Below are 24,409 nucleotides of genomic sequence, written 5' to 3'. Positions count from 1 at the left end.
CGAAGCAGCACAAAGGAGCATAGCCCTTTGTGCTGTTTTATTTGTTGAATGGGTATATCTAGCGAAAACAGCTACTGCACTTTACAATCAGGCTATACAAAACGGGTTCTTTAGGCGTTCGGCTCGCTTGGCCGTTAATCTTAAATCTCTATTAATGTGAATCATTACGTTGAAGATATATTGTTATTTTCTGGTTGCCATTGCAGCTTTTTTTACCTCTGCAGCCGCGGCATTTGATGTTGACGGTTATGGCATTGTCGATACTCACTATACGACAGGCGATATTTTTACGGACGAGGAAGATGGGCGTTACGCTTGGGATTTACGGCGTATTAAATTTTCGATAAAAGACGACCTTAAAGATAATTTAAAATATAAGCTGTCGTTTAAAGTTAATGCCGATAAGGGGCTGCTAGAGTTTGATGATGCGTATCTAACGTACGAACCCATAAAACGGTTCGATATAAAACTGGGCCGCTTTAAAGTACCCTTTGGCTTAGAGAACCTGCAAAGCACAAAAACACTGCCCTTATTTGAACGTTCGATAGCCAGCGAGGTTTTTACACTAAGCCGTAGTCCTGGGGTTAGCTTCCAATACAAAAATAGCTTCTTGGGGGTAGAGCTTGGCCGGTTTTTTAGATCTGCGGAAGATAAAGACTACGAGCCAGGCCATGTAACAAGCATTCGCACACGTTTATTTTACGGCGATCACAAAGATGGCCTGCTTCACCTTGGTATGGGGTTTAATAACGAGGTCGTCACCGATAATAAATTGAGGCACGAGGCGGTTATTGTTGGCGGCAGTGTTGAAGACCAAATAAAAGGCACGAAACTTAGCCCTAATGCCATTAATACCAGCAATTTTGAAATTGCTGGACTATTTCATTATTTAACATTACAAGCAGAGTTATTTTCTCAGCGCTGGGTGTTTGAGGATGATAACCCCGATAAGCCAGATTCTACTTATGAACCTGATTATTATGGCAGTTATATGCAGGCTGCAGTTAGTTTTGTTGGCGACGGCAGGCGTTATGAAGATGGCGAGTTAGAACCCGACTTTAAAAATGATCAGTTCTTGGAAGTTGCCTTTAGAGTCAATTACGTCGATTTAGATTATGGCGATAACAGGGATTATGCTAATAGCATCGATTTAGCGATAACCTATTACCCAACTAAGAAAATTAAACTTGCTGCACAATACCAGCGCGGCGATTTGGTGTCGGGAGATGTTGGTGACATAAGGCTGCCGGAAACGGGCAGCGCTTTTAGTTTGCGCATGCAGTTTGTATTCGATTAAAAATTTTTTGATTGCTGCTTAGTATTAGTCTTTTCGTTCAGTGACAATTTTAAGCTGTTTGGATAGTTGCTCGTAAGCTTTTTTTTGACTCCATATTGGCGAAAGAATGTGATTAGTGCTGCTTAATTCTTCCATAATAAAATAAGGGGTTTTATTGAGCTTTCGCCGGTAGCGCGCAAGAGCGGCCTTAAAGAAGGGCAAAATTACTTCTGTATTGCTGCACAAAATATAAACGTGTATTTCGCGTTTTGTTAAGGTAACTAATTCCTTGGCTGCTAAATTGTAACGGCTTAAAGTTCCCCATTTTTTAGGTTGGGCTAGGTCTTTTAATTGCTGCAGTAATTGGAGGCACGCATGTTTAACCAAGCTTAGGCTTGTTCTGCCCCACCGCTTAAGTGTGCTCCAGTTCTTATAGTTTATAAAAAATAGTACGAATGCTAAAAACGAAGTCGTTGCAATTAATTGCTGAACACTATTATGTGTGTTTCTGCCGTCTTCCAGTTTTAGTGGTTTCTGAAAGCGAAGCGGGTTAATCAGTAAAATGCCGTCGATTTTTTGTGATGTTAATGCAAACCTAAGGCTTTGGTAGGCGCCGCCGCACAGGCCTGCTACCACGATTTTTTGTAAGCCTAATGTATTGCGAAGATGTTCGATGTTTACTCGTACTTCTTCGAGTGTGGAGTCTAAATAAAGTGTATTGCGCGCTTGCCCTTTTTGCGGTGGTGTATCGCCTAGCCCGCAAATATCCATTCGGGTCACAGTGTAACCTTGCGCAGCCCAAGCTCTCGCCCACTCGGTATAATTGCGGTTAATGCCTACTCGGTGGTTGGAGCCGCCATTGACAAGGAGTATGCCGGTGTTATTTCCTATTTCTATAGGCGGGTGAGTGATTATGCTAAATAACTTTTCATGATGATCTAGGAATACCACTTCTTCGGAAAATGAGTCAGTAGCGTATTGCTGTTCAAGCGGCATAGGGTCGCTGCTGCTTTGTATGGCGTCAGTACTGCTCTGTTTTTCCTTATCTTGCAACCACGATATTATTTTTTGGTTGATTGCGGTGGGGATTTGCATCTCTGCGGTTATTGCACTGAGATCCTCAACGGCAGTATCTTCAAACGTTAGCTCTGTATTCAACTCGCTGAGTACTTTGGCTAACTTTGCTTCATTGGAGCTTGTGTCACGTGCAAATAAATAGGCTTGTTTGCAGGGCGCTTCAGATATTTTGTTTAAGTTAATCGTGCTAAGTGCTTGTGAAAACTCTTTTGTTAAAAGAAAACCAAATGCTTCGCTATCGCCATCACACCAGTCGGCGGGGCGGATGTTGTCTGTATTGGCGGTGATCACACTGCTTTGAAGCTTAACTGCACGTAAAAAGTTTTTACCGCTAATGTAAGGTGCCCATAATAATAGGGCGTGTATATCTTTGCGCTGGCTGGCGGCATGGGCGGCAAGTGTTGCCCCAAGCAAAATACCGAATAAACTTACCCGCGCAACACCGGATTCGTTGCGTAAAAAATCAACCGCATGGTGAATACTGCGTAGCCAGCTAGCGAGCAATTCAGGGGCGCGCGGCGAGCCTTGGGAATCGCCAGTGCCCGGGTAATCAAAGCGTAAGCAAGGGTAACCTTGTGCGGCTAAATCAATAGCCAGTTGCCGGTAAGCCGGGTGCAGTAGCATGGCTTCAGAGCCAAAAGTATTACAAAGCACAATGGCTTGATTTTGCTTTTCTTGCCCTTGCGCTGGGTGATACCAAGTGAATACTTTTGTGCCTTCTACGTCCATCCAAAATGGAATGGCGCCATCGTCGGCATGTGCGATAGCGGGTATTGTTTGGACCTTGGGTTTAGCGTATTCAGTCAAGCGATATTACTTCTGTTGAATATTAATGGTATGCGTTTTTAAACTATTAAAAACAGCAATTGAGCCGCGTAATGGCTTGGGTTCGGCGGGTGCTTGTAATTCAATGGTACGGCAGCTATTAGGTGCTAAATCAAAGTAATTATCGCTAGGGGTATAGGGGTACGCATTAATGGCGACGGCGCGCGCGAAATTTTTAGCGCTAACCGTTAGTGAATAACCGGTATTATTGGCGACGGCTGTGCTTTCTAACTCGGGCTCGGCCTGCAATTGTAAACCCATATCTGATGGGTAATAAAAGCACTCGTTTAACACCTGGCTAGAGCCTGCATCGGCGTCAGTTTTAGACCATAAGCGCGCATGAATCAGCATGTACTCTTTAGGGCCAAATTTGTAGGCATAGCTAATATCAAAAAACTGTTGGAGCAGGGCTTCGACGTTCCATTGCTGGTGGCCGCGACCCGTTAAATTAACAGGTACTTTTTGGCTTAGTGCAATATGGCCATTGGCTTGGTAGCGAATAATTTCTAGCTCGCTATTTAATGGAATATCTTTTTCGTGGCTAAGGTTGAGTGATACACCATTTAACCCTTCGTCAACAAACCAAAGCCCAAGCGGCGCCCAAGCGCGTTTTAAATAATAGTAAACCGATTTAGCTTTACCTTCAGAGTCGATTAACCCCCAGCCGGCGCCTTTTTGTAAATCCCGCAAAAACCAAATTAACGCGCCGTTACACGCCGAGCTTTCGCGGCGCCATAAACCATAAACCTTGGACATGATTTCGCCGCAGGCTATGCGCGATAGTTGAAAGTAACGCTGTGGATCTTGATAACGCAGTTGCCGGGTATCCACATGAAATAAACGCTCGATGTAGTGATCGCTAATATCGGCGAAATCCCAGCCGGAACTGACATCGCGTGCTACCCCGGCTTTATAGTCTGGGTGAGTTGGAAAGCCAGCTTGGTCGGGTAGGAAGGGTTTTAAGCCGGGGTTTTCTGGCACATTGGAAAAGGCTAAGCATTCGCTCGCAAATTGCGGGCTATTAAGTTGTGCATCTTCTAGCCCGCGCTGATAACCACCCACCCCAAAATAATGGCTAACGCCTTGGGTGACTTTAAACGGTAAGTCGCCACCGGCCGGTGATGATGGCCAGTAGGCAGTAGCCGGTGCAATTTCAGAGCAAAGATCAGCTAGGCTTTTTCGGAAAAAATTATGTAGCTCGCCTTCTAGCGGTAAGCCCAGCATGGCCGTTTGTTGTTCTATTTCGGTATTGCCACAAAGAATGGCAAGGCTTGGCCTAAAGTGCAGGCGCTGTAAAACTTGCGTGGCTTCTGCAATGGCCGAAGCATAAAAAGCTTCATTTTCGAAGGGGTAGGCTAAGCGAGCAAACATAAAGTCTTGCCACACTAAAATTCCTAGCTCGTCGCATAGGCGATAAAAAACATCTTGCTCGTAATAAAATGTACCGCTTATGCGAAGCATGTTAATGCCCGCATCGCGTAGTTGCAGCAGTGCTTCTTTGTATTGCGCTTCGCTAGTGTGAGTGTTGTGTATATTTAAAGGTGTCCAGCAAGCGCCGCGGCAAAATATTTTTTCGCCGTTAAGGGTTAGGCCAAAGTCTTCTTTGAATTGCCCTTTAGTATTTAATGCCGCTGCAAGGTTGCTCCACGCTAATGTTCTAAAACCCAAGGGGTCGCAATCGATAATATGCTGTTGGCCATCGATAGTGACGATAAGCGCAGCGTCGTAGCGCGCAGGTTCACCATGGGTATGTGGCCACCACGTTTGAACATTGCTTAACGTTAATTGCCCAGTATATCGAGGTTGTTTATCGCCATTGGCCTGCGCCTTAATGAGCAGCGCTTTTTGGCTACCTACCTGCAATTGAACGCTATCAATACTTTTTCCGTTTAGTGCGTGCAGTTCGATATTCGCGTTTACGACGCCTTGGTTACCCTCGATCGAACACTGTAGCTGGCAAGCGTTAAGGGTTAGTGTGCGTAGCTGAATAACAGAAACGGGCAACCAAGGCCCAATAATCGCGGGCGGTGGCGACCATGTAGGGATGCGCCCGATTTGAGATGTGCGAAACCACGAAAGATTTTTATGGTTAACAAAAGGCGTGCGCCATTTTGGGCGAGGTTTACGCGCATTGAGCAGTGGTGTTAAGGCCAGAATTCGAATATAGAGTGTGTTTTCTGTTTGGCTAACAGCACTAATACTGAGCTGATGTTGCACAAACATATTATCGCTTTGCAGCAGGCGAATACCGTTCAGCCAGACTTCGGCCACCGTGGCTAAACCTTCAAAGCGTAAGCGAGTTTCGCATTGGCTGATATCATCAAGCGAGAAGCCGCAGCGGTACCAAACGTCGTAATTCTCCCGTTCGGTGGCGCTAATCCCTTGCGCTGCAAATGCATCTAGGCCCGGGCTCCAAGTTTGCGTGATGGTTTCTAGTTGTGCAGGTTCAGTGGCGGTGTTTGGCGCTATGGCTATCGAGGACCAAGCGCTTTGCGCTATAGCGGTAACGCAGGTGCCCGCTGTCGCGACCACATTAAATGGTGTGGCCGCTAGCGCGGCGCTGGCATTTTGTGGGGTATTCACGCAAGTTGCTCTTTGAGTGCGGCCGTTGCGTTATCCCAGTGTTGGGCCATGCTGTCGAAGTCTGCGCTCACATCTTTAATGTTTTTGCGGTTGACCATACGCGCGCCTTTCAATATTAGCGTTTTTGCCGTAACCGATATGTCATCAAACATTGCGGCTATTGGCTCTAGGCGGTTATGGCCTTCGGCTTTTTGTAGCTCGCGTAAAAAATAGGCGGTAAATTCATATCCCGAACCCAATTGGCGAAGCGATCCAAAAGCGTAGTGGTGGTAGGTTTCTAAGCCTTGCTCGCACAGGTAGGCAAGCTCGTCGGCAAAGCCGGTTTTAAAGCGGCCAATGGGGTTACTTTTGGGCAGTAAGCCCATGTAATGAGTTAACAGTGCGCGGGCCTTTTTATGCATTTGCTCGGCGGGTAATTTATGCACATTATCCAGTTTGGCAATTTCGCAATAAGGTGGCAGGTAGCCGTCTATGGTGGGCTTATCGAGATGAAAGATGCTGTTGAAGTCGTCTTCCTCTAACTGGTAGTAGCCGGCGTTGTGAAAATAGTTCATGGTCTTATTTTCGAGGTCAATGGCCTCGATGCCAATCGTGGTTTTCACATGGTTTTGTTGGTAGTCGGTTTCTTGCGTATCTGGCAGGTAAAAGGCATCGGCTTCTAGTAATACCATTTTGTTGTGCTGCAAATGGCGTGCAATTTGTTGATGTAGGCCACCCCATAAATACAGCTCGTGTACGCTAATACCGTAAAGCGCTTGAATATCATCAAAAGACGGTTTGTAGAATGTCCATTGGTCGTGTTCAAAATCGCTAATTAGGGTAAATGCTAGGAATGGGTAAACCTCTAGGCCTGCGGCATGAATCATTTCTACCCAAATATCGATGTAGCAATTGCTTTCTACAAAGTTTCGATCGGGGCCATGTAGGCTATGTGGCGTGTAGCTGGCAACATCGAGCTGCCAAAGCGAAGCCTGTGCAGGAATGCGGGAATTAGTTGGCATAGTATGTCTTCTTAAGGGCTGTTGTCCTCCGGGTGTGTAAAACCAAAGGCGCCGCGGTAAAGGGTGCGGCGCCAAGTTTTTACGACAAGCCCAGCAATGCGGTAACTTCGCTAGGCCATGCGCTAACGTCGTAGCCATGGCGCTGAATTAACGCCAACACTATGCGCTCTAAGCCAAAGCCCATGCAGCCCGAGTGTGCGGTTTCGCCATCGGCTGTTTTGATTTCAAACTGGGTACCAAAGTGGTCTTGGTGATAATTAAGCGACATTACCGCTAGCAATGGGCCGTTTTCGTAAACGCGTACCACTAGCTCGAACTTCAATTTTTGTTCGCGCTGGTTATTAGCCATTACGCGGCCGCCACGACCAAAGAATGGGTCCGAAGCTTCAACGCGCTCGGGCTTAAGGCCCAATTTTTGTAAAAAGTCGATGGCGCGCTCGAACCACGATTCTCGCCAATCCAACACGTTATCGGCGCTATCTACGCGCACTAATTCACGCATGCGGAACGACTGCATGCGGGTAGGGTCCGGCGATGGCTCGTGGCGGAAGCAGGTGGTGCCTAAGTGTACAAGGCGGCCGCCTGCGGGCAGTGTACCGCTAAGGGTGGGGTAAAGCGGGTAGCAGGCGGCAGGCGCGTGGCTTAGGTCTGTCATGGAAAGCATTTGCCCCCAGTCTTCCTTGTTTGCCATTTTTTCTTTTAGTGCTGGCAGTTCGCGCTCGTTGCCGCAAAAGCAATGCACTAAGCCTGCTAGGTGCGGCATGCTATCCATAAAGCCGCTTTTTTCTAAGATTTTTCTCGGCATTACGGGGGGGAAGTAAGTCACTTCCTCTTCACCGGTGGCCGAAACAATTAAGGCTTCTAAACCTTTAATAATGTTTTCGAATTTGGATGTACGGCCAAATAAGCCAGGCTCGCCCATTGGGATAAAAAAGCCGTGCTCTAAAAGGTTATCTAAAAAGACTTTCTGTTCTTGTTCTCTGCTCATTTTAAAATCCTTGTTGTCTGTCGCTGTTGCCGCGAAGGACAAGTTGCATAGAGGCATTGGCTTCAACAATGCGCTGATTGTGAATCATCAAAACCGCCGAGTGGGCATCGCGTAGGTGGCGGCCCAAGCTAAAGGGTGTACCATTTTTGTAAGCCATTACACCGGCTAGCTGCATGGCCTGCGAAACAATATTCAAGACGTGTTGCGAGGCATCGAGTTTTAAATTGTTAATGCGAATACCAAAGGCCATGCCGAGTAATTGTTCGCGATCGCTGTTGAGTAGATCTTGATATTCGCGAATCACGCCAAATAAACCGTCGCGCATGGCTTGATGTTGCGAATAAATGCGGGTGAGTTCGTGCGTTGCTACCGGTATATCGCCGCGTTGCTTGCGTGCACTTTTGCGTACAAGGCTGCGGGTGCGGCTGAGTGCATCGGTAGCTATGCCAAGCCAAAGCGCTGCCCATAAAATATGGGAGTAGGGCACCATGGTCTCGCCGGCAATATCGGCAAAATTTTGCGACATCACCTGCCAGCTAGCGCCCTTAGCGGTAACGTGGCCGCCAGCACTACAAGTACCGCGCATACCAAAGGTATCCCATGTGCCTTGTTCTGTAATGGTGAAGTCGCCATTTAAAGCCAGCACTAACACTTGGTCGTTAGCGGCGGCATCCGCGTTGCGGCGGGCGGTGATGAGAAGATCGTCGGCGTAGGCACCGTAAGAAATGGTGGTAGCCTTTTTAAAGAGTGTAAAACTGTTTTCGTTAGCTTCTACCCCGGCAATGCTTCGGCGCATTTCGCCGCCGACACCTTCTTCAGAGGTAACAGAGGCAATAAGGCGTTGTTCGTTAGCAAGTGTGCGCAGGTAGTCTAGCCATGGCGCTTCGTCGTTGCAGTGTTGGGCAATTGAAGCTACCTGTATGTAATGCATCGCTAGAATCATGGCACTAGCCGAGCAGTGCTGGCCAAGGTTGGCGCACAACGATGCCAGTTGTTCTATATTAAGCCCCGCACCGCCAAGTTCGCTGGCGACACCGGCACTTAAGAATTTTCCTTCTTTAAGCGCGGCCATGCTTTCGCTAGGAAAGCGCGATGCCTGATCAACATCGTCCGCAAATTGGCTGGCAACCTCAGCGCCAATGCGCTGTATTGATTCGAGTAGTGACGCATAGGTCTCCATTGCGATTAACTATCCTCTTCTAAAATTGTCGATATACCATCGCGTATTGAAGATATGCTCTGAAACATATGGCGGTTGAGCATATCGTCTGGAAATTCGATATCAAATTCATCTTCTAGCGCTAGCATTACGTTAACGCTGGCGCGAGAGGTTAAACCTGCTTCGTATAGGTCGTCGTTTTCGCCCACTGTTTCGATGGCAACGCCGAGTGCGCCTACTTCACCTAAAACTTTTTGAGTGCGTTCGGTAATTTCTGAAATGTCCACGTACGTTTTTCTCCGGAAGTCGATAGGGTATCTCTAAAAATAATCGGGGCATTTTCGTCTTTCTGATGCGTGCATTGCAAGTTTAATATCGAAAATACCGAAAAATATTAATGAAATTTTTATGAGTCGCGAAATATTAAATTTTAGATTAATTATTTGAACGTAATTAATGTGCAATAATTTATTATTTGTCGAAAATGCTTACACCTGCGACAGTTGTTTTAGCGCTATCTATGCTGCTATTTAGCTTTATAACTTTTGCTGTAGTAAACACGTCTTGGTAATTCTAATGCGCTCCTCTTGTTATGTTTTTATACGTGCTTATGCGCGGCAGGCGGGAGTGCTGGGCTTCTCAGCGTGTTTCTTGTAAAAAATATTCGCCAACTGAACGCGTTATTCGTGCTCAGCCTTCAAGGTCACCGTATTGGGATATTTGGCACCAGCGATAAGGAGATGATACTTTAAGTAATGTTTTTAAATTGTAAAATTGTATAAAACTTTTTTGTCGGATTTATTTACAGTTTTGGTTTTAGTTTTGAGTTGACGCCGGCAGAATTTACAGCGCTTGCGCGCTAGGCAATGATAGGTGCCCGCAACGATGCTGCGGGCACCTTAGGTGGGTGTTTTTTATTATCGTGTTAAGGGCATCTCTAAAAATGCACTTTTTCCGCGATAGCGGCATCAGCTCCGTCCTCGAGTCCTCATTTACACCACGTAAACTGCGGCTCTCCGGGCGGTGCTTCTTTGCTCTCACACAAAAATTACTATTTTTAGAGGTGCCCTTAATATTAATGTGCTTTAGCTGGCCCAACCATCACCTGATAATTAAGTCTAGCAGCTATCTAGAGGGTCGTTGGCCTTAGTGTGAGCGATGCATTTTAGGTGCTATTTATGTGTGAACTCTCAGTTGCCCCTAGGTTGCAATATAGATAAATCCGGCTGCCCTAAAATGCCTTCGCAGTAGGGCTGGCTTTGTTGAAATGCCAGGTAACGCTGCAACTGTGGAAACTTCGGCAAAAGGTTGTAGGGCAGCTCAAGCTGGCTCATATAATCCAGCATGGGTACAAGTAGGGCATCGCATAGGGTGAACTGCTCAGCCACAAAAAAGTTCTGATCCCCAATGCTATCGCTCACCCACTGGAGCACTCTTTCGGCTTCTGGCAGCGCAGCTTTGGCCACGTCTAGGCGAACCTGCCCATCCCTTCCTTTGGGTATAAAAAATTCCAACATGATATTGCCCATGGTGGGCTTCGATACGTACAGCGCAATAATACTGGCTTGCGCGATTGTTGTTGCTTTGAGTTTGGGGGCTTGCGGGTAAATGGATGGTCCCGCTTTGGCGTCTAGGTAGGCCGCAATGGCCGACGATTCCGGCAATACAAATTCCCCGTCGATGAGTACGGGAAGTTTCTTAAAGGGGTGCAGGTTTGTATGTTGATCGCTAAAGGGCCGTATCGCCTCGCCAAATGGCGCCAGTGTGACCTCGTGTGGCAGCTGTTTAAATTGGCAAATTAACCGCATGCTGCGTAAAAAAGACGAAAAGCTGGGGCCGTAGAGTTTGAGTGTTTCCATGGTTAAATCCTAACTGTGGTTGAGGTGAGGTCCCACAGTAGGCACGGCTTAAAATATGTTCAATAACATATTGTGGATTTTATGGGCGTGGTGGTTATAGGCGCCAGCGCTAGCCGTTGGGCGGCCCAAGTAGGTTTTTTGTTCGGGTAGCCTTTAGCGCTAAAAGGGTAAACAAGCTAATTATTCTGGCACGCAATCCCACAGACTCGCTCATTATTCTGGGGCACACTAAGTTTTTTGACCCTAGTGGTTTGCGTTATGGGTGTTCCCGGTTAGTTCACCAGCCAGTTCATGGGGCTGGGCTTTTAGTGAGGCTAGTGACTTTCAGGCTTAGCGGCAGGGTGTAGCTAGCTGAAACTCGCCGTAAATACTTCCCTGTAGGCTCCGCAGCGCAGTCCCTTGCGCTGAGGGTTTCAGCCAGCTTCGCCCTGCCGCTTTGATAGTTATTGGGGAATGTGTTCCCAGTCGAGGGCAATGCAAAATAGGCAGTGATGAAATGCGAGCAAGTTGACTGTCTGTCCCTGCTATTGTGCGCCCAAGCCTTCACTGAAAGCTGGTCAAAGTTTAACGAACAGCGCATTTTGCAAAAAATATAACGACGCTTGTGGTAATGCAGGATGCCGTCGCTAGACTAACAGTCAATCTGAAGGTGAACACATTGATAGACTACGCCTACACTCAACAACACGTTTACATCACAATGGCAGGACGCTATGAAAGTAACGAAGACCATTCGCAATGATCAAGCAGGTGCACAACGGTTTAAACGCCAATGGGGCGATAAGCTGGTCGCGGTGCGGTATCGGCATGATAGCTCTCACGATGAGATCATCACCACCATTGAAATCGAAGTTGATAGGCGCCCTGCTCCGCAAAAAGATTTCTGCCTGCGAGCCCACTTGGCCACTCAAAGGTCGGAAATCGTTGCGCTAGCCATTAGCTTTCATGAAAACGATTTGAGGCTCAAGGTCAAACAAGCAGGCGCAAAGTGGAGCCAACAGGGAAAACTATGGTTAACGAACCGAAATACTGCCATAAGCCTAGGACTTAAAGATCGGATTGTTGAAGGTGGTGCCGATAAATGTCTAGATATAGACACAAGCTTGGTGCTGGGAGATGGCTATATCTAGCCATTTAGGTATATTTGTAGACATAAAGGTCTATATGTAGACATATTCCTATATATGACCATGACGCAGAATATAATGTTATGTGCTTGAACTAGGCGCGTGATCGTGCTGAACTTGAAAAACCAATAAATGGAGTACTTAATATGAGAAAAATAATACTAATTATGCTTGTCGGGATTTCTATATTCACTCAAGGCTGCACGATGGTGACGACGGAAAGCGTTCCGTCCGAGCGCGTCGTGGAAGTTGATGGCGCAGAAAAGGATACTTTATATGTTAGAGCCAACAACTGGATGGTAGATGCTTTCAACAACGCCGATTCGGTTGTTCAGTTTACAGATAAGGAGTCTGGAACTATTTCAGGCCGATACTTGTTGGGGACAGTATCGAACGCTAGTGAGTACGGTCCCGCACGGCGCGCTTACGCGACTATCAAGGTGCGAGTGAAAGACGGTGCATCAAAAATCACCGTTACACCAGAATCTTTCACTTACGCTAAAGGGAATATTTATACCCTCTACACAGAAGAAGATGCGAAGCGCGATGTTGATGCCTTGCTTTTTTCATTCGAAACCGCCATGAAAAAAAGTGAAGATGATGAGTGGTGATCTAGCACCCCTCACATAACAATAAGCTTCAGGCGATGCGCTAAAGCGCACGCCTGAGCTTGGCGTTAAATTTCTTGTGAGCCCTAAATGCAGAACGTCATAGGTTTTCTGATCATATTTATGCTGGCCTACGTTTTCTCGATGCCATACGTCATTAGGATAACCGATGAAATTTGGAACTGGTCGAATGATGAAGATAGAAAAAAGGTAATTAAAATACTCATTTTGTGGGTTATCCCTTTTGTTGGACCTCTATATTTCGGAATCAAAATGGGAGTTCCTTTATCATCATCTAAACCCTCAAAAAATGGCATTGGGGGTCATGACTCTGGTGTTAGTGGCAGTAGGGGGGGGTGTGATAGTGGCGGCGGAGACTGTTAGAATTTAACAAAGCCAGCAATGGCGAGCTACTTTTCCGTCGTTTAAATTACGGCGAAAAAGACTGCCATAATTTAAACAACTACAAAGCAGCCGCATTCTGGCGGCGTTATGCATAAGGGAAGCTTATGAAGTTATCGATATTTTTTGTATTATTTATATCTGCTTATTCCTATGCAGATGTAAAGGAATATGACGAGCCTAGAATTCGCGGGATTTTGATGGATCGATGCCTATCGTGGGGCGCTGAATGTGAATTACCTGCAGCTACACAATGGTGTTTAGAAAAAGGTTATTCTAAGGCTATTTACTGGGAGATCGAGAGCGGTGCAGGAGAGTCAAAGATGACTCGGATGCTGAAGAGTGATCAGCTTTGTAAAAGCAAGAAGTGCGATGCGTTTAGCACTATTGTATGTTACCGCAGGTAATGCATAACGAACAAGGATAGATTGCGCGAAGCCGCAATCTTATCCAGTTGTTGGACAAGCCCGGCATCGAAGGGGTCTTATTTAGTAGAAAGATAATTCAGGTTACATCTTGTCAAAGAATTTAAAGGCCTAAGTGTGTCGTTTAATATAGCGTGACTTAGGCCTTTGATGTTTTAGGGTGTGGCGTTGCGCCTTTATTGATGCTCTTTAAGCTTCAAATACGGTCTAATTATAGCCATTATTAATTTCCATGCGAGTGGGTACCCCAGCGGCGCCGGTATCGATTAACTTATCTCCCAATTGAATCTCTAGGTTGTTTTCATAAAGCGAAAATTTATAGGTATACGTTTAGGTTGAATATCGATGATTCGGCTGGGCTGCTGGCATTGCCAGCATCGAATCATGGGTTTTATTTTCTCGACTAGCATGGGCAATTTTATACCGAGTAAATATTGGATAAACGTCAGCTTCTTTTTGGCGTTGTGATGTAAAAAACCATAATCTCGCACTCGCCGAAATCGTCTCGGTAGAATATGCGTAAGTAACTTCCAGATAAAATCCTCACCCGCCAGTGTGCGGGTTGCATTTTGATTCGTTTGGCTATCTTTATATCTGAATGTCACGGTCTGCTCGTCAGAATGCGTAATGTTTTTCTGGCTAATCACACCTTTGTAAAGGTAGCGCGAGAGATATTGCAGAGCCGGTAGGCCTTTGCCAACATGTTTGACATTAACCACCCATTTTTCAGGTATGTTATTCGGCAGCTCAAAGCACTCTTCGTGCAGCGCATAGAGAATTTTACCTCGAAACATTTTGGCGATAACATCGCCATGAATAAGATAGTTTGAATCACTACGCTTAAAGGCCTTTCCTCTATTGATTAATGCCGCACCGGGAATAACGACATGCAAATGCGGATGGTATTCAAGCCTTCGCGTGTGCGTATGCAAAACCGCAGTCATGCCAATATCCCCGCCCATGTGCCGCGTATCTAACCCGAGTGTTTTTAGTGTATCCACGGCACACTCGAAGAGCAGGCTATAAAGCCTATGTTGATTGTGAAACGCTAAGTGACGTAACTGATCGGGCAAGGTGAGTGTCACCATGAAATAATCAGCAGGAATTAACTTTTGTTTTTGGCGGTTTAGCCAGTCGGTCGCTGAATTATTTTGGCATTGTGGGCAACTGCGATGGCCGCAGCTAAGCGGATGTTGTTGCCTGCTCTGGCAGTGTGTGCATTCACAGGTAAAGTGCCCGCAATGTTTTTTACAGGCGGTTATCGCATCAAGCGCGCGTAAATGGCTGGGTAGTAATTGATGTCCGTATTTTTCTAAAAAGGGCCGTCGAAATTGTTCGATAATGTTGGCGAGGTTCATTTTTTACCTCGCAAGCTATCAGGGATATTAATTTTATTGGCCATTGTGTTAATGGTTTTGGTGGCGTCTTGCTGAATGGTTTTTGTTAGTTGAATGTAGAGTGCGGTAGTGCGAGGATCCTCGTGGCCCATTAGCCGTTGTACCGTGGTGAGGGGAAGTCCAGCCTCAATTAGGTGGGTGGCATAACAGTGCCGCATAGTGTGCGCAGTGATGCGTTTATGAATACCCGCCGTTTTCGCCGCTTCGCGCACTGCGCGTTGTACGCTGCCGCGATCCATGGGGGAGTTAGGCTTATTTTTCTGTTGGCTAGGAAAAATCCATTTGGGGTGTCGGTGGGTTGCCCAAAATGCGCGCAATACGTGATACGTTGCGTCAGGTAGTTCAACGTATCGATCTTTTTTACCTTTGCCTAGGCGAACATGCACGCGGTTGTGCTCACGATCAATATCAGAAACGCTTAACCCAAGCGCTTCGCTGATGCGCAAGCCCATGGAGTATGCGGTAAAACAAAATACCGCATACTGGGTTTTGTGAAACTCGCCAATCAGCCGGTTAATCTCATTGGTGGATAGAATGTCGGGGAGCGTTTTCACTTTGGGTGGTTTTGTAATCAGCACCCAATCCCATTCTACATCCAGAACTCGTTTCCAGTAATGAGTTAGCGCATTGCGATCGAGTTTAATAGTGCTCCAAGAGTGGGTTTTCAGTAGATCGGCAAAGTACTGCTTGAGGTCATCTTTATCAAGGCGAGCATCGGGACACTGATCAAAATATTCGGCGACACGACGTATGCCTCTGGTGTAGGCGTCAATAGTGACCTCAGAGTAACCTTGTAGCTTTAATTCGCGAAGGAATTTGGTGTATAGTTGATCGAATTTGCGGGTTTCTCGTTTGTTCATAATAGATTCCTTTGTGAGGCCCTTTCAACATGAAAGGGTTAAGTAATCTATCGGCAGCGGCGAGAAGCCCCTTTAATCTGCCGCGTAGCGGCTTGGTTCAACAAACGGCTCCACGCAGACGCCCAAACCTACGCTCTTTTTGTGGTTTTCGCTGCACTCAATTTACCACAAAAAGCTCTCCGGCTTGGGCACTGGTGAGCCGGGCGTTAGGCTCTTTAAAATACATGAATTTAGCTAGAGGTAGTAAATCGTTAATTGTTTTGGCAGTTTTATCTGTCGGTCTGTTTGTATTCATGCTTTATTTTCGTGCTGAAATTTACGGAGAGCTGTATATCGCTCCAGACGAGCCTTATGGCATATCAGATATAATAGAATTTTTACTTGGCTGTGTTTTCATTGTTCTCTCTGCAGTTTCGGGCATTGTAGCTCTTGTGCTATTTTTTCGCGGGGCCAATCAATCAAAAATTTTAGCGAGCGGATTAATAGTTTTGCATGCGTCTATGTATTTGTCATTTGGTCCATTGCACGCATTGGTGGCAAACTGTGACTAAGCCTAACAAGCGTAAGCACTTCGACTCGCAAGCTCGCGCGTGTTACGGGCGTTACGCATAAAGTGAGGTATCGTGGAATATATAGCAATTATTATATTTCAAATTGTGTGAAATTAAACGGACACACACTCTAAATTCTGGACAAAAAGTGATCATTGGCTAGGCTTAAGGTATTACCCTCTGCCGCTAGGTGATTACCATGACAAAGGCTCGCAAAGTCCAGGTTTCGCTAGATACCACGCCCTATTATCACTGTGTCAGTCGATGTGTTAGAAAGGCTTTCTTGTGCGGCCGAGATAACCATACAGGGCAAGACTACGAGCATCGTCGCCAGTGGATTGAAGACCGCTTATTGCTATTGGCTGAGGTCTTCGCCATCGATTTGTGTGCCTATGCCGTGATGTCGAATCATGTACATACCGTCTTGCATATCAATGCTGCCGAGGCCCATCACCTGACGGATTTAGAGGTGTGCGAGCGCTGGCATCGGCTTTATAAGGGTACGGTGCTCACACAAAAATACGCTCGGCAGGACCCGATGAATAAAGCCGAGCAAGTCGCCGTTAAAATGTGCATTGGTCAGTGGCGCCTGAATCTATTTGATATTAGCAAGTTTATGAAGGCGCTGAATGAACCGATTGCTCGCATGGCCAATGCGGAAGATAAATGCACGGGGCGGTTCTGGGAGGGGCGTTTTAAATCGCAAGCGCTGTGTGACGATGCGGCGTTAGCGGCCTGCATGGCTTATGTTGATTTAAATCCCATTCGCGCGAAAATGGCCGAAACCCCTGAAGCTAGCGATCATACCTCGATAAAGCAGCGTATTGCGGCCGCTAAAAATAATGAGACCACAAAAAATATAGCGCAATTTGTGGGGAATCCGCGCGAGCCGATGCCGCAAGGCTTGCCGTTTACATTTAAGGATTATATTGAGTTGGTGGATTGGACGGGCAGGGTAATGCGTGATGACAAGAGGGGGCACATTGCCTCAACTTTACCCCCAATTATTGATCGCTTAGGCATCGAGCCGGATAACTGGTTAGAACTGACCCGCGCCTTCGAAAAGAACACGAAAACCTTTGTTGGATCCGGTGATCATATCGAAAGTGCCGCGTTTACCATGGGTTACCAGCGCACTCCTAATCGGTGGCGCTGCCAGTCCTTATTTGGCTGATCAACCGTTTATTCCCCTTAACCTTCCTCACGCCTCTAGGCTTAACTTAGCTTGGGTATATGGCTTGCTGTTCTAAAAATACATTTTTGATAGCCTGTGGTTATAAGATCACGGGCCTACAGCTTTGCCTGAAAAAGATTGCTGGGCCTGAAGCATCGAGCGGGTAGATTTGATTGTTTTTTAAAGTGAGTGTCCTGCTTTGATTGGACCAGAACAAACTTGAAAAGCGCACTACACAGCACTTATCACTCCATTAAACCTAAACATGCCAAGCGTTACTTGGCCGAATATCAATATCGTTTTAATCGCCGCTATGACTTAGCTCAGCTTATACCTCGGCTGGTTTTTGTATCACTGAGAACCCCGCCTATGCCAGAGCGATTATTGAGGCTAGAGATGGCTTAGGTTTGAACCTAATTAGGAAAATCTTTATCTATCGGGTTGCTGGTTGGCAAAATTAAGCGCGCAGTTAGCGTGAGTAAAGTGGCGACGACAAAGGGTAGTAGAATTCTTTTTGATTTTTTTTTGAGGAAGAGCTTGCCCAAGCCTTCTCTAACTGGGCGCATGGAATAAGCATAAGCATAAGCATAAGCATAAGCATAGCCAGAGATTACCGTAAACAGTGGCATTCTGATGTGGGAGAAAGATTCCGATAGGTAGATGAAAAAAACTTGATTATTTATGGTGTGTACATTCAGTGGCAATCCTTGCAGCGATGAAAAAGCACCACCAGTAAAATAGCGAAACCACGTAGTGACTCAACCTGATTGCCTTTTTCTGTGCCTGAGTGTTCCAAGATCATAATTCAATCCTTAAAAATATAAAGCTTCGTCGCACAAGCGGTGTGCTTAGTTGATATGTATACAAGAGGGTGATAGCTAAGCGTTTAAATTTTCTACTCTACTTTATCTGCTTCCTAGATTGTTCGGCAGCCTGCATCCATGCAGGCGCTTCTGGTTGTTGATGGTTAAACTCAAAAAGAAAACTACAACCCAGCAATCTTCTCTTTCTGCTTAGCTAACTTCTCCAACTGCTCCGTCAAGCCAACCAAGCGATCCTTCTCTTTTTGCACTACCTCAGCTGGGGCTTTATCGACAAAGCCCGGATTACTTAATTTACCGCTGAGCTTTTTAATCTCGATATCCATTTTGTTAGTTTCTTTATCGAGGCGGGCGATTTCGGCGTCTTTATCGATAATGCCGGCTAAGGGTACATGTACTTCTAGCTTGCCCACTAGTGTTGTGGCGCTGGCGGGAATTTGGCTGGCATCGTCTTGCCAAGCTGCGCTTTCTAAGCTGGCAAGGGTGCAAAGGAAAACGGTATTGGCCTCTAGGCGAGCTTTATCTTTAGGTTCGCCTGCGGTGAAAATAGCGGGTACTTTTTTGCCGGGGCTTACATTCATTTCGCCGCGAATATTGCGCACGCCTTCAATTACCGATTGCATCCACTCAAAATCGGCTAAAGCATCGTTGTCGATAAGGGCCTCGTCGGCAACGGGATAGTCCTTAAGCATAATGCTATCGCCTTCGGTGGCGGCTAGGTCTTTTACTTTGTGCCAGATTTCTTCGGTAATGAAGGGCATTAACGGGTGCGCCATGCGCAAAATGGTTTCGAGTACGCGAATAAGCGTGCGGCGGGTACCGCGTTGGGCTTTTTCGTCGCCGTTTTTAAGGGCAGGCTTGGCCAGCTCGATGTACCAGCTGCAGTACTCGTTCCAAATAAAGTCATAGAGTACTTGGCTGGCGATATCTAAACGGAAGGTGTCAAAACCTTCGGCCATGGCTTTTTCCACTTGCTGTAAGCGGCTAATAATCCATTTGTCGGCAATGTTTAGGGTGTAATCATCGCTACCGCTTTGGCCGCAATCTTGGCCTTCGGTATTCATTAAAACAAAGTTAGCCGCGTTCCATAATTTATTACAAAAATTGCGGAAGCCCTCAATGCGGCCGGTATCAAAATTAATATCGCGGCCGGTACTGGCTAAAGAGTAAAAGGTATAACGCAGCGCATCGGTGCCGTAGGCATTTAATCCCTCGGGGAATTCTTTGCGGGTAGCTTTTTCGATTTTTTTCGCTTGCTTAGGGTTCATTAAACCGGTGGTACGTTTTTGCACAAGCGCTTCTAGATCGATGCCGTCGATTAAATCGATAGGGTCTAACACGTTACCCTTGGATTTACTCATTTTTTGGCCTTCGCCATCGCGCACTAAACCGTGAACATAAACGGTTTTAAAGGGTACTTGCGGCGTGCCATCCTCGTTTTTAATAAAGTGCGTGGTCATCATAATCATTCTGGCCACCCAGAAGAATATGATATCGAAGCCTGTTACTAATAAATCGGTGCTGTGAAAGGTTTTAAGCTCGGGTGTTTGTTCTGGCCAACCAAGCGTCGAGAAGGTCCAAAGTGCAGAGCTAAACCACGTATCTAACACGTCGTCGTCTTGGCGGAGGGCAACCTCGGGGCCGATGTTGTGCTTAGCGCGTACCTCGGCTTCGTCGCGGCCTACAAATACTTTGCCGTTATGGTCGTACCACGCAGGAATGCGGTGGCCCCACCAAAGCTGACGCGAAATACACCAATCTTGAATATCGCGCATCCACGAGAAGTACATGTTTTCGTACTGTTTGGGCACAAATTTAACTTGGCCGTCTTCCACTACTTTAATGGCTTGCTCGGCCATGGGTGCAGTATTCACATACCATTGGTCTGTTAGCCATGGCTCGATAACTACACCGCTACGATCACCGCGGGGCACTTTTAAACCGTGAGGTTCGATTTTTAATAACCAGCCTTCGGCTTCGGCTTGAGCGACTAATTTTTTGCGTGCAGCGAAGCGCTCTAGGCCGGCGTAGTCGGCAGGGCAGGGCTCGGTACTTAATTCTTTAAAGGTGCCGTTTTCTAATACCGTAAATTCGCTAAGAATATTGGCATCGCGGTCGAATACGTTAATGACAGGCAGGCTTTGGCGTTTGCCGACGTCGTAATCGTTAAAGTCGTGGGCGGGGGTGATTTTTACGCAACCGGTTCCAAATTCTTTATCCACGTATTCGTCGGCTACGATGGGAATAATACGGCCGGTAGTGGGCAGGGTAATGGTTTTACCTACTAAGGCTTTATAGCGCTCGTCTTCTGGGTCGACGGCAACGGCGGTATCGCCAAGCATGGTTTCTGGCCGGGTGGTGGCAACTGTTAAGTGGCCACTGCCATCGGTAAGTGGGTAGTTGAAGTACCACATGCTGCCTTTTTCTTCTTCATTTAAAACTTCTAAATCAGAAATGGCGGTGTGCAGTTTTGGGTCCCAGTTTACAAGGCGTTTGCCACGGTAAATAAGGCCGTCTTCGTGTAGGCGAACAAACACTTCTTGCACGGCGGTGGATAGGCCTTCGTCCATAGTGAAGCGCTCGCGGCTCCAGTCGACCGAGCTGCCCAAGCGGCGAATTTGCTGGGTGATGGTGCCGCCGCTTTGCTCTTTCCAGTCCCAGACTTTTTCGAGGAAATTGTCGCGGCCTAGGTCGTGGCGCGATACGCCTTCGGCACCGAGTTGACGCTCTACCACCATTTGGGTGGCAATGCCGGCGTGGTCACAACCGCCTTGCCATAAGGTGTTGTTGCCGCTCATGCGCTTGTAGCGAATGTAGGCATCCATAATGGCGTTGTTAAAACCGTGACCCATATGCAGGCTGCCGGTAACATTCGGTGGCGGGATCATAATGCTGTAGGGCGTACCTTCGCCGCTGGGCGCAAAGTAGCCGCGTTCTTCCCACGTTTTGTACCAATTTTGCTCGATATTGGCCGGTTGGTAGGTTTTATTGTCTTGTAGGGTTTTGTCGTCGCTCATTATGTGCCCGTGTATCTGTGGCCCTGCTGTGAGGGCAAAGGTAAATGCAAATGGGCGGGAATTATACAGGGTTAGTTGAGGCTTTTGGGGCTTGCGCGCGGGCTGAAAAGAAGATTGCGGGCAAGGGAGTGCCCGCTTTTTGTGCTGTTGACTACCAGCCAGTATTTTCGGGTTCGGTTTTAATGGCCTGCCCAGGAGCTGTTCGTTCAATTATGCCCGGTGAGCAGCCTTCTGGTGGAGTAGCCGATATAGTGACGTGGCTTAAAAAATCCCAAAACGATGCGAGGTATTTTTCTTCGACTTCTGGGGGGATTTCTTCGTCATCGAACCATGAGTTGCCCACACTGACGCCTGCTGTGATGGCTGTTCTGTAATCCAGCGCAGTGGCGACTGAATAGTCAGGACTATTCATACCGTCTCGTCCTTTTGCAATTGCCCATTCGCGGCTATTAATGTTTTTGGTAAAGCAATCGCTTAATAACACGGGTTTGAAGCCGAGCTCCGCATTACTTTTGGCGAGTTGAGAGTGTACCGCTTGGGTGAGTTGATCGATTTTACGCAGATCGGTAACGCCTTCGATATGTTGAAAACGGCTGACTGTAATACCGAACATACACGAGCCTTTAATTAAAACGAAACCATCGGCATGCACATGGCAGCTCCAGTTATCGCGGCCCAATAACCACATTATTTCTTGGCTCTCTTCGTTCCAGAGTTCTTTAATATTGTTAGGATCAAGGTATTTTGGGCAGGTGGCTAAATCGTTAATATCAAATTGATAATTCGCATAGCGCCAAGGTTGGCTATTACGATCTTGAGCGGTATCGCCTGGGAAGCTAAGTGTCCATTCGCCAAGGTCAAACACATTCAAGGGTTTATGGGCAAAGGTTTCCCAGTGGAATCGATCGGTGTTAATGAGTAAGTCTTTTTCTTGCGCTTGGGTCAGGGTGATAGGTGACATTATATCCAGCCTCCGCTGAGTGATTGTTCCAAGCCTTTTACAATATCGACAAAGTAAATATTGGGTGTACGTTTTGAAAATTGTTCTTTGGCGGCCGTAACAACTTTATCGAGCTGCTGTTGCTTCTCGGGGGCGCGCAAGAAGTTTTGGTAGGTATCCGATGAATCTGCAATCACATGCATTTTGGTAGCAAGGTCGTTGCTTTCCAATTTAACCATGTCGGGCGTGAGCTCTATGCCTACCTGCTGGAGTTGCGATTTTAGCTGGCCAAGCGGTACCTTGGGGTCGATAAATACAAATTCGTGATGCCGGCCCAGTGAGTGCTTTTGCTGAGCATGGTAGTCGCCAAGGGCGGTTAATAATTGCTTGGCGCCATCGCCAAATACATACCAGCAAAAGCGGTGAGTAGTTTGGGACCAAAGGTTGTTTTCGGTATTCAGCATCAGTTGTGCTAATGCTTTGGGTGAGCCTTTTTCTTTGCCGGTTTTTTGCGCTGCACCAATCCATTTGCCGTATTGATCAATGACATAGCTCGGGGTATAGAATAGGGAATATTCGCCGCCTAAGCGTTTCATATCTTTCGCTGCTAGATACCGCCCAAAGGCGACTGCTGTGTTGTCAACGCTGGTTTCGGCTTGGGCGTTAGGCTTTAGAGCCCCTATGGCCCCCAGTGTTGTTGGCATTGTGGTATCGGTGCTAGGGTTAGGCTTCCAGTCGCGACCACGCTGTGCTGAAGAACTTGTATTATAAAGTCCTGGCCCACCCTGCGCCTCGGTTTTTAATGCCCGCTCAAGATCGGTAATGTAAACCGCCGATTTTTTGCTAATGGGGCTGCTTTGTAAGATGGTGTAGGTCACGTAAACGTTTTGGCTGACAAAGTAGTCGCGGTGCTGTGAGGCGTTGCTTAGGTTGCTATCCGATGTGGCTCCACCAGCCACGGCCTTAAGCTTGGTAATAATTTCACCGGCTAAATCACGGCCTAAAGCATCACTAATATCCACGAGCTCCATAAACCGAACAATAAGCTCTGGGTCTATAAATACGGGTCGGCCATTGTCGCCGTTGGCATTGGGGTGAAAGAGAATAAAACGACTGTAGTCAATCTGGTGGGCTTTGAGCGTAGGTATTGGCATAGCGGGTCCTTAGATCCTTAGGTGAATAACATCTCCGTGGCTCGCGGCGTTGTGATAAACGCAGCGAGAATGGGCAGGATTTTAACGGAACTGAAGTGCTGAGGCTAGGTTGATTCGTCGGCTATACCGCCGTCAAGTCATTCAGAATTGTGGATGGTGAGGCACCTGGTGCGCGATTGATAGCGTCGCTCCACACAGCCAAATACGGTTTAGTTTAGGAGAATGGCTTACCCACTTACTGATTTATCAATTACGCTTCACTACCCCCCAGTTTTTTAAGCGCATAAATATCAAACCGTGAAGACTTCCCCTCTAAAGCATAGCTAGGCTTTTTATCGCCTACCGGTGGCGCAATGCGGGGGCGTTTGACGACGATTCGGCATACTTCTTGTGCCAGCGCGTGGGTCAGCAGCTGATCGGCATCACAGTCGTCGCCAATCAATGTGTGAAAAGCCTTCATGCTTTTATTGACTGCAGCGCTTTTTTTGCGGGCAGGGAACATAGGGTCTAGGTAAATAACATCAATGTCCCTTACTGGGCTGCCGATGCTATCGGTATTTAATAATTGCATGCGGGCTAGTACATGTTCTAGATCGGCATTGCCTGTTTGGCTGGCGTGCGCTAAGCCACGCATTAGCCCGTTGCATAGCAGTGCGTGGGCAATAGGCGAGCGCTCTTGCAGTGTTAAGTGGCAGCCCAAGCTGGCCAGTACAAAAGCGTCGCCACCTAAGCCGGCGGTGGCATCCAGTACGCGTGGTTTAAAGCTACCGCTAATGCCTACCGCTTTTGCAATCATTTGCCCTTTACCGCCGCCAAACTTACGGCGGTGGTCTGCTTCGCCTGTGTGAAAACTAACCGTAATGGGGTTTTGCTTGCCTTGGCCATGGCTGTGCAGGCGTACCTCGTGGTTGTCAAACTCTAGGGTGAAGAGGTGGTGTTCTGGTGTTGCATTTAGCTCGATCTTGAGCGTTTGGGCAATGGCTAAGGCTTGATCATAAAGATGATCGCCATTGCAAATAACCTTTAACATATTCATATTTGCCTGCTACTATGGCGTCCAAATCATCTTGGGGTGCCCGTTGCTGGAAGGTGCCCGTAGACCTTTAACATTGCGACACAAGGCTGAAGAAAACGCCACTATCTTCACAATATCGCGATTATTTCA

At 47.0% G+C, this 24,409-nt stretch carries 20 protein-coding genes and 1 pseudogene; 7 read left to right on the top strand and 14 right to left on the bottom strand.

What is annotated here, in order from left to right:
* Nucleotides 1-169 precede the first annotated feature (169 nt).
* The gene (locus tag MARGE09_RS19800) at nt 170-1,297 is read left to right on the top strand and encodes a porin (protein ID WP_236984869.1); all 1,128 of its coding nucleotides are present in this window, start codon (nt 170-172) and stop codon (nt 1,295-1,297) included.
* Between the two features lie 24 nt (nt 1,298-1,321).
* On the opposite strand, the gene MARGE09_RS19795 is transcribed toward MARGE09_RS19800, so the two are convergent.
* The 7 genes from MARGE09_RS19795 to MARGE09_RS19765 all read right to left on the bottom strand — a co-directional run bounded on the left by MARGE09_RS19795 (nt 1,322) and on the right by MARGE09_RS19765 (nt 10,768).
* Nucleotides 1,322-3,160: an alpha/beta fold hydrolase gene (locus MARGE09_RS19795; RefSeq protein ID WP_236984868.1), complete on the bottom strand. Its 1,839-nt coding sequence runs from the start codon at nt 3,158-3,160 to the stop codon at nt 1,322-1,324.
* Nucleotides 3,161-3,166: 6 nt separating this feature from the next.
* Nucleotides 3,167-5,761 carry a glycoside hydrolase family 2 protein gene (locus MARGE09_RS19790; protein ID WP_236984867.1) on the bottom strand — a complete coding sequence of 865 codons (2,595 nt, stop codon included), beginning with the start codon at nt 5,759-5,761 and terminating at the stop codon, nt 3,167-3,169.
* Nucleotides 5,758-6,762, bottom strand: a complete 1,005-nt coding sequence (locus MARGE09_RS19785; RefSeq protein WP_236984866.1) for a DUF1839 family protein — start codon at nt 6,760-6,762, stop codon at nt 5,758-5,760. Before MARGE09_RS19785 ends, MARGE09_RS19790 begins: the two co-directional genes overlap by 4 nt.
* Before the next feature lie 79 nt (nt 6,763-6,841).
* On the bottom strand, nt 6,842-7,750 hold the full coding sequence (locus tag MARGE09_RS19780) for an amino acid--[acyl-carrier-protein] ligase (protein ID WP_236984865.1): 909 nt from the start codon (nt 7,748-7,750) through the stop codon (nt 6,842-6,844).
* A 1-nt stretch (nt 7,751) separates the two neighbouring features.
* Nucleotides 7,752-8,930, bottom strand: a complete 1,179-nt coding sequence (locus MARGE09_RS19775) for an acyl-CoA dehydrogenase family protein (protein ID WP_236984864.1) — start codon at nt 8,928-8,930, stop codon at nt 7,752-7,754.
* Nucleotides 8,931-8,935: 5 nt separating this feature from the next.
* Nucleotides 8,936-9,196 carry an acyl carrier protein gene (locus tag MARGE09_RS19770; protein WP_236984863.1) on the bottom strand — a complete coding sequence of 87 codons (261 nt, stop codon included), beginning with the start codon at nt 9,194-9,196 and terminating at the stop codon, nt 8,936-8,938.
* 903 nt (nt 9,197-10,099) lie between these two features.
* On the bottom strand, nt 10,100-10,768 hold the full coding sequence (locus MARGE09_RS19765) for a glutathione S-transferase family protein (protein WP_236984862.1): 669 nt from the start codon (nt 10,766-10,768) through the stop codon (nt 10,100-10,102).
* 713 nt (nt 10,769-11,481) lie between these two features.
* On the opposite strand from MARGE09_RS19765, the gene MARGE09_RS19760 reads away from it, so the two are divergent.
* From MARGE09_RS19760 to MARGE09_RS19750, 3 genes are all read left to right on the top strand, one after another.
* Nucleotides 11,482-11,898 carry a hypothetical protein gene (locus MARGE09_RS19760; RefSeq protein WP_236984861.1) on the top strand — a complete coding sequence of 139 codons (417 nt, stop codon included), beginning with the start codon at nt 11,482-11,484 and terminating at the stop codon, nt 11,896-11,898.
* A gap of 203 nt (nt 11,899-12,101) precedes the next feature.
* Nucleotides 12,102-12,506 (top strand): DUF4468 domain-containing protein, encoded by a 405-nt coding sequence (locus MARGE09_RS19755; protein WP_236984860.1) that lies wholly within the window; start codon nt 12,102-12,104, stop codon nt 12,504-12,506.
* Nucleotides 12,507-13,012: 506 nt separating this feature from the next.
* Nucleotides 13,013-13,312, top strand: a complete 300-nt coding sequence (locus MARGE09_RS19750; protein ID WP_236984859.1) for a hypothetical protein — start codon at nt 13,013-13,015, stop codon at nt 13,310-13,312.
* A 308-nt stretch (nt 13,313-13,620) separates the two neighbouring features.
* Here the strand turns inward: MARGE09_RS19750 and MARGE09_RS19745 are convergent, their stop codons facing one another.
* Both MARGE09_RS19745 and MARGE09_RS19740 read right to left on the bottom strand, forming a co-directional pair.
* Entirely contained in the window at nt 13,621-14,688 is a 1,068-nt protein-coding gene (locus MARGE09_RS19745) for an IS91 family transposase (protein WP_236984858.1), read from the bottom strand.
* The gene (locus MARGE09_RS19740; RefSeq protein WP_236984857.1) at nt 14,685-15,587 is read right to left on the bottom strand and encodes a tyrosine-type recombinase/integrase; all 903 of its coding nucleotides are present in this window, start codon (nt 15,585-15,587) and stop codon (nt 14,685-14,687) included. The genes MARGE09_RS19745 and MARGE09_RS19740 overlap by 4 nt, the downstream gene beginning before the upstream one ends.
* A 29-nt stretch (nt 15,588-15,616) precedes the next feature.
* On the opposite strand from MARGE09_RS19740, the gene MARGE09_RS19735 reads away from it, so the two are divergent.
* The 3 genes and pseudogenes from MARGE09_RS19735 to MARGE09_RS19725 all read left to right on the top strand — a co-directional run.
* A complete protein-coding gene (locus MARGE09_RS19735; RefSeq protein WP_236984856.1) occupies nt 15,617-16,138 on the top strand; it encodes a hypothetical protein in 522 nt (173 codons plus the stop codon).
* Nucleotides 16,139-16,337: 199 nt separating this feature from the next.
* Complete coding sequence (locus MARGE09_RS19730; protein ID WP_236984855.1) at nt 16,338-17,312, top strand: transposase; 975 nt, start codon at nt 16,338-16,340, stop codon at nt 17,310-17,312.
* A gap of 198 nt (nt 17,313-17,510) precedes the next feature.
* Nucleotides 17,511-17,717, top strand: a pseudogene (locus tag MARGE09_RS19725) (transposase); the annotation flags it as partial.
* Nucleotides 17,718-17,725: 8 nt separating this feature from the next.
* On the opposite strand, the gene MARGE09_RS21775 reads toward MARGE09_RS19725, so the two are convergent.
* The 5 genes from MARGE09_RS21775 to MARGE09_RS19705 form a co-directional block, all read right to left on the bottom strand.
* Nucleotides 17,726-18,016, bottom strand: a complete 291-nt coding sequence (locus MARGE09_RS21775) for an acyltransferase family protein (protein ID WP_420828076.1) — start codon at nt 18,014-18,016, stop codon at nt 17,726-17,728.
* A 281-nt stretch (nt 18,017-18,297) separates the two neighbouring features.
* On the bottom strand, nt 18,298-21,150 hold the full coding sequence (locus MARGE09_RS19720; protein ID WP_236984854.1) for a valine--tRNA ligase: 2,853 nt from the start codon (nt 21,148-21,150) through the stop codon (nt 18,298-18,300).
* A 151-nt stretch (nt 21,151-21,301) separates the two neighbouring features.
* Complete coding sequence (locus MARGE09_RS19715; RefSeq protein ID WP_236984853.1) at nt 21,302-22,111, bottom strand: hypothetical protein; 810 nt, start codon at nt 22,109-22,111, stop codon at nt 21,302-21,304.
* On the bottom strand, nt 22,111-23,244 hold the full coding sequence (locus MARGE09_RS19710; protein WP_236984852.1) for a hypothetical protein: 1,134 nt from the start codon (nt 23,242-23,244) through the stop codon (nt 22,111-22,113). The genes MARGE09_RS19715 and MARGE09_RS19710 overlap by 1 nt, the downstream gene beginning before the upstream one ends.
* Nucleotides 23,245-23,494: 250 nt before the next feature.
* Nucleotides 23,495-24,280, bottom strand: a complete 786-nt coding sequence (locus tag MARGE09_RS19705) for a class I SAM-dependent methyltransferase (RefSeq protein WP_236984851.1) — start codon at nt 24,278-24,280, stop codon at nt 23,495-23,497.
* Between the last annotated feature and the right edge of the window lie 129 nt (nt 24,281-24,409).

This window comes from Marinagarivorans cellulosilyticus, from assembly GCF_021655555.1.
GTDB classification, from domain to species: Bacteria; Pseudomonadota; Gammaproteobacteria; order Pseudomonadales; family Cellvibrionaceae; genus Marinagarivorans; species Marinagarivorans cellulosilyticus.
Note: the sequence above shows the minus strand (reverse complement) of the source record. Positions and strands in the feature narration are given on the sequence as shown.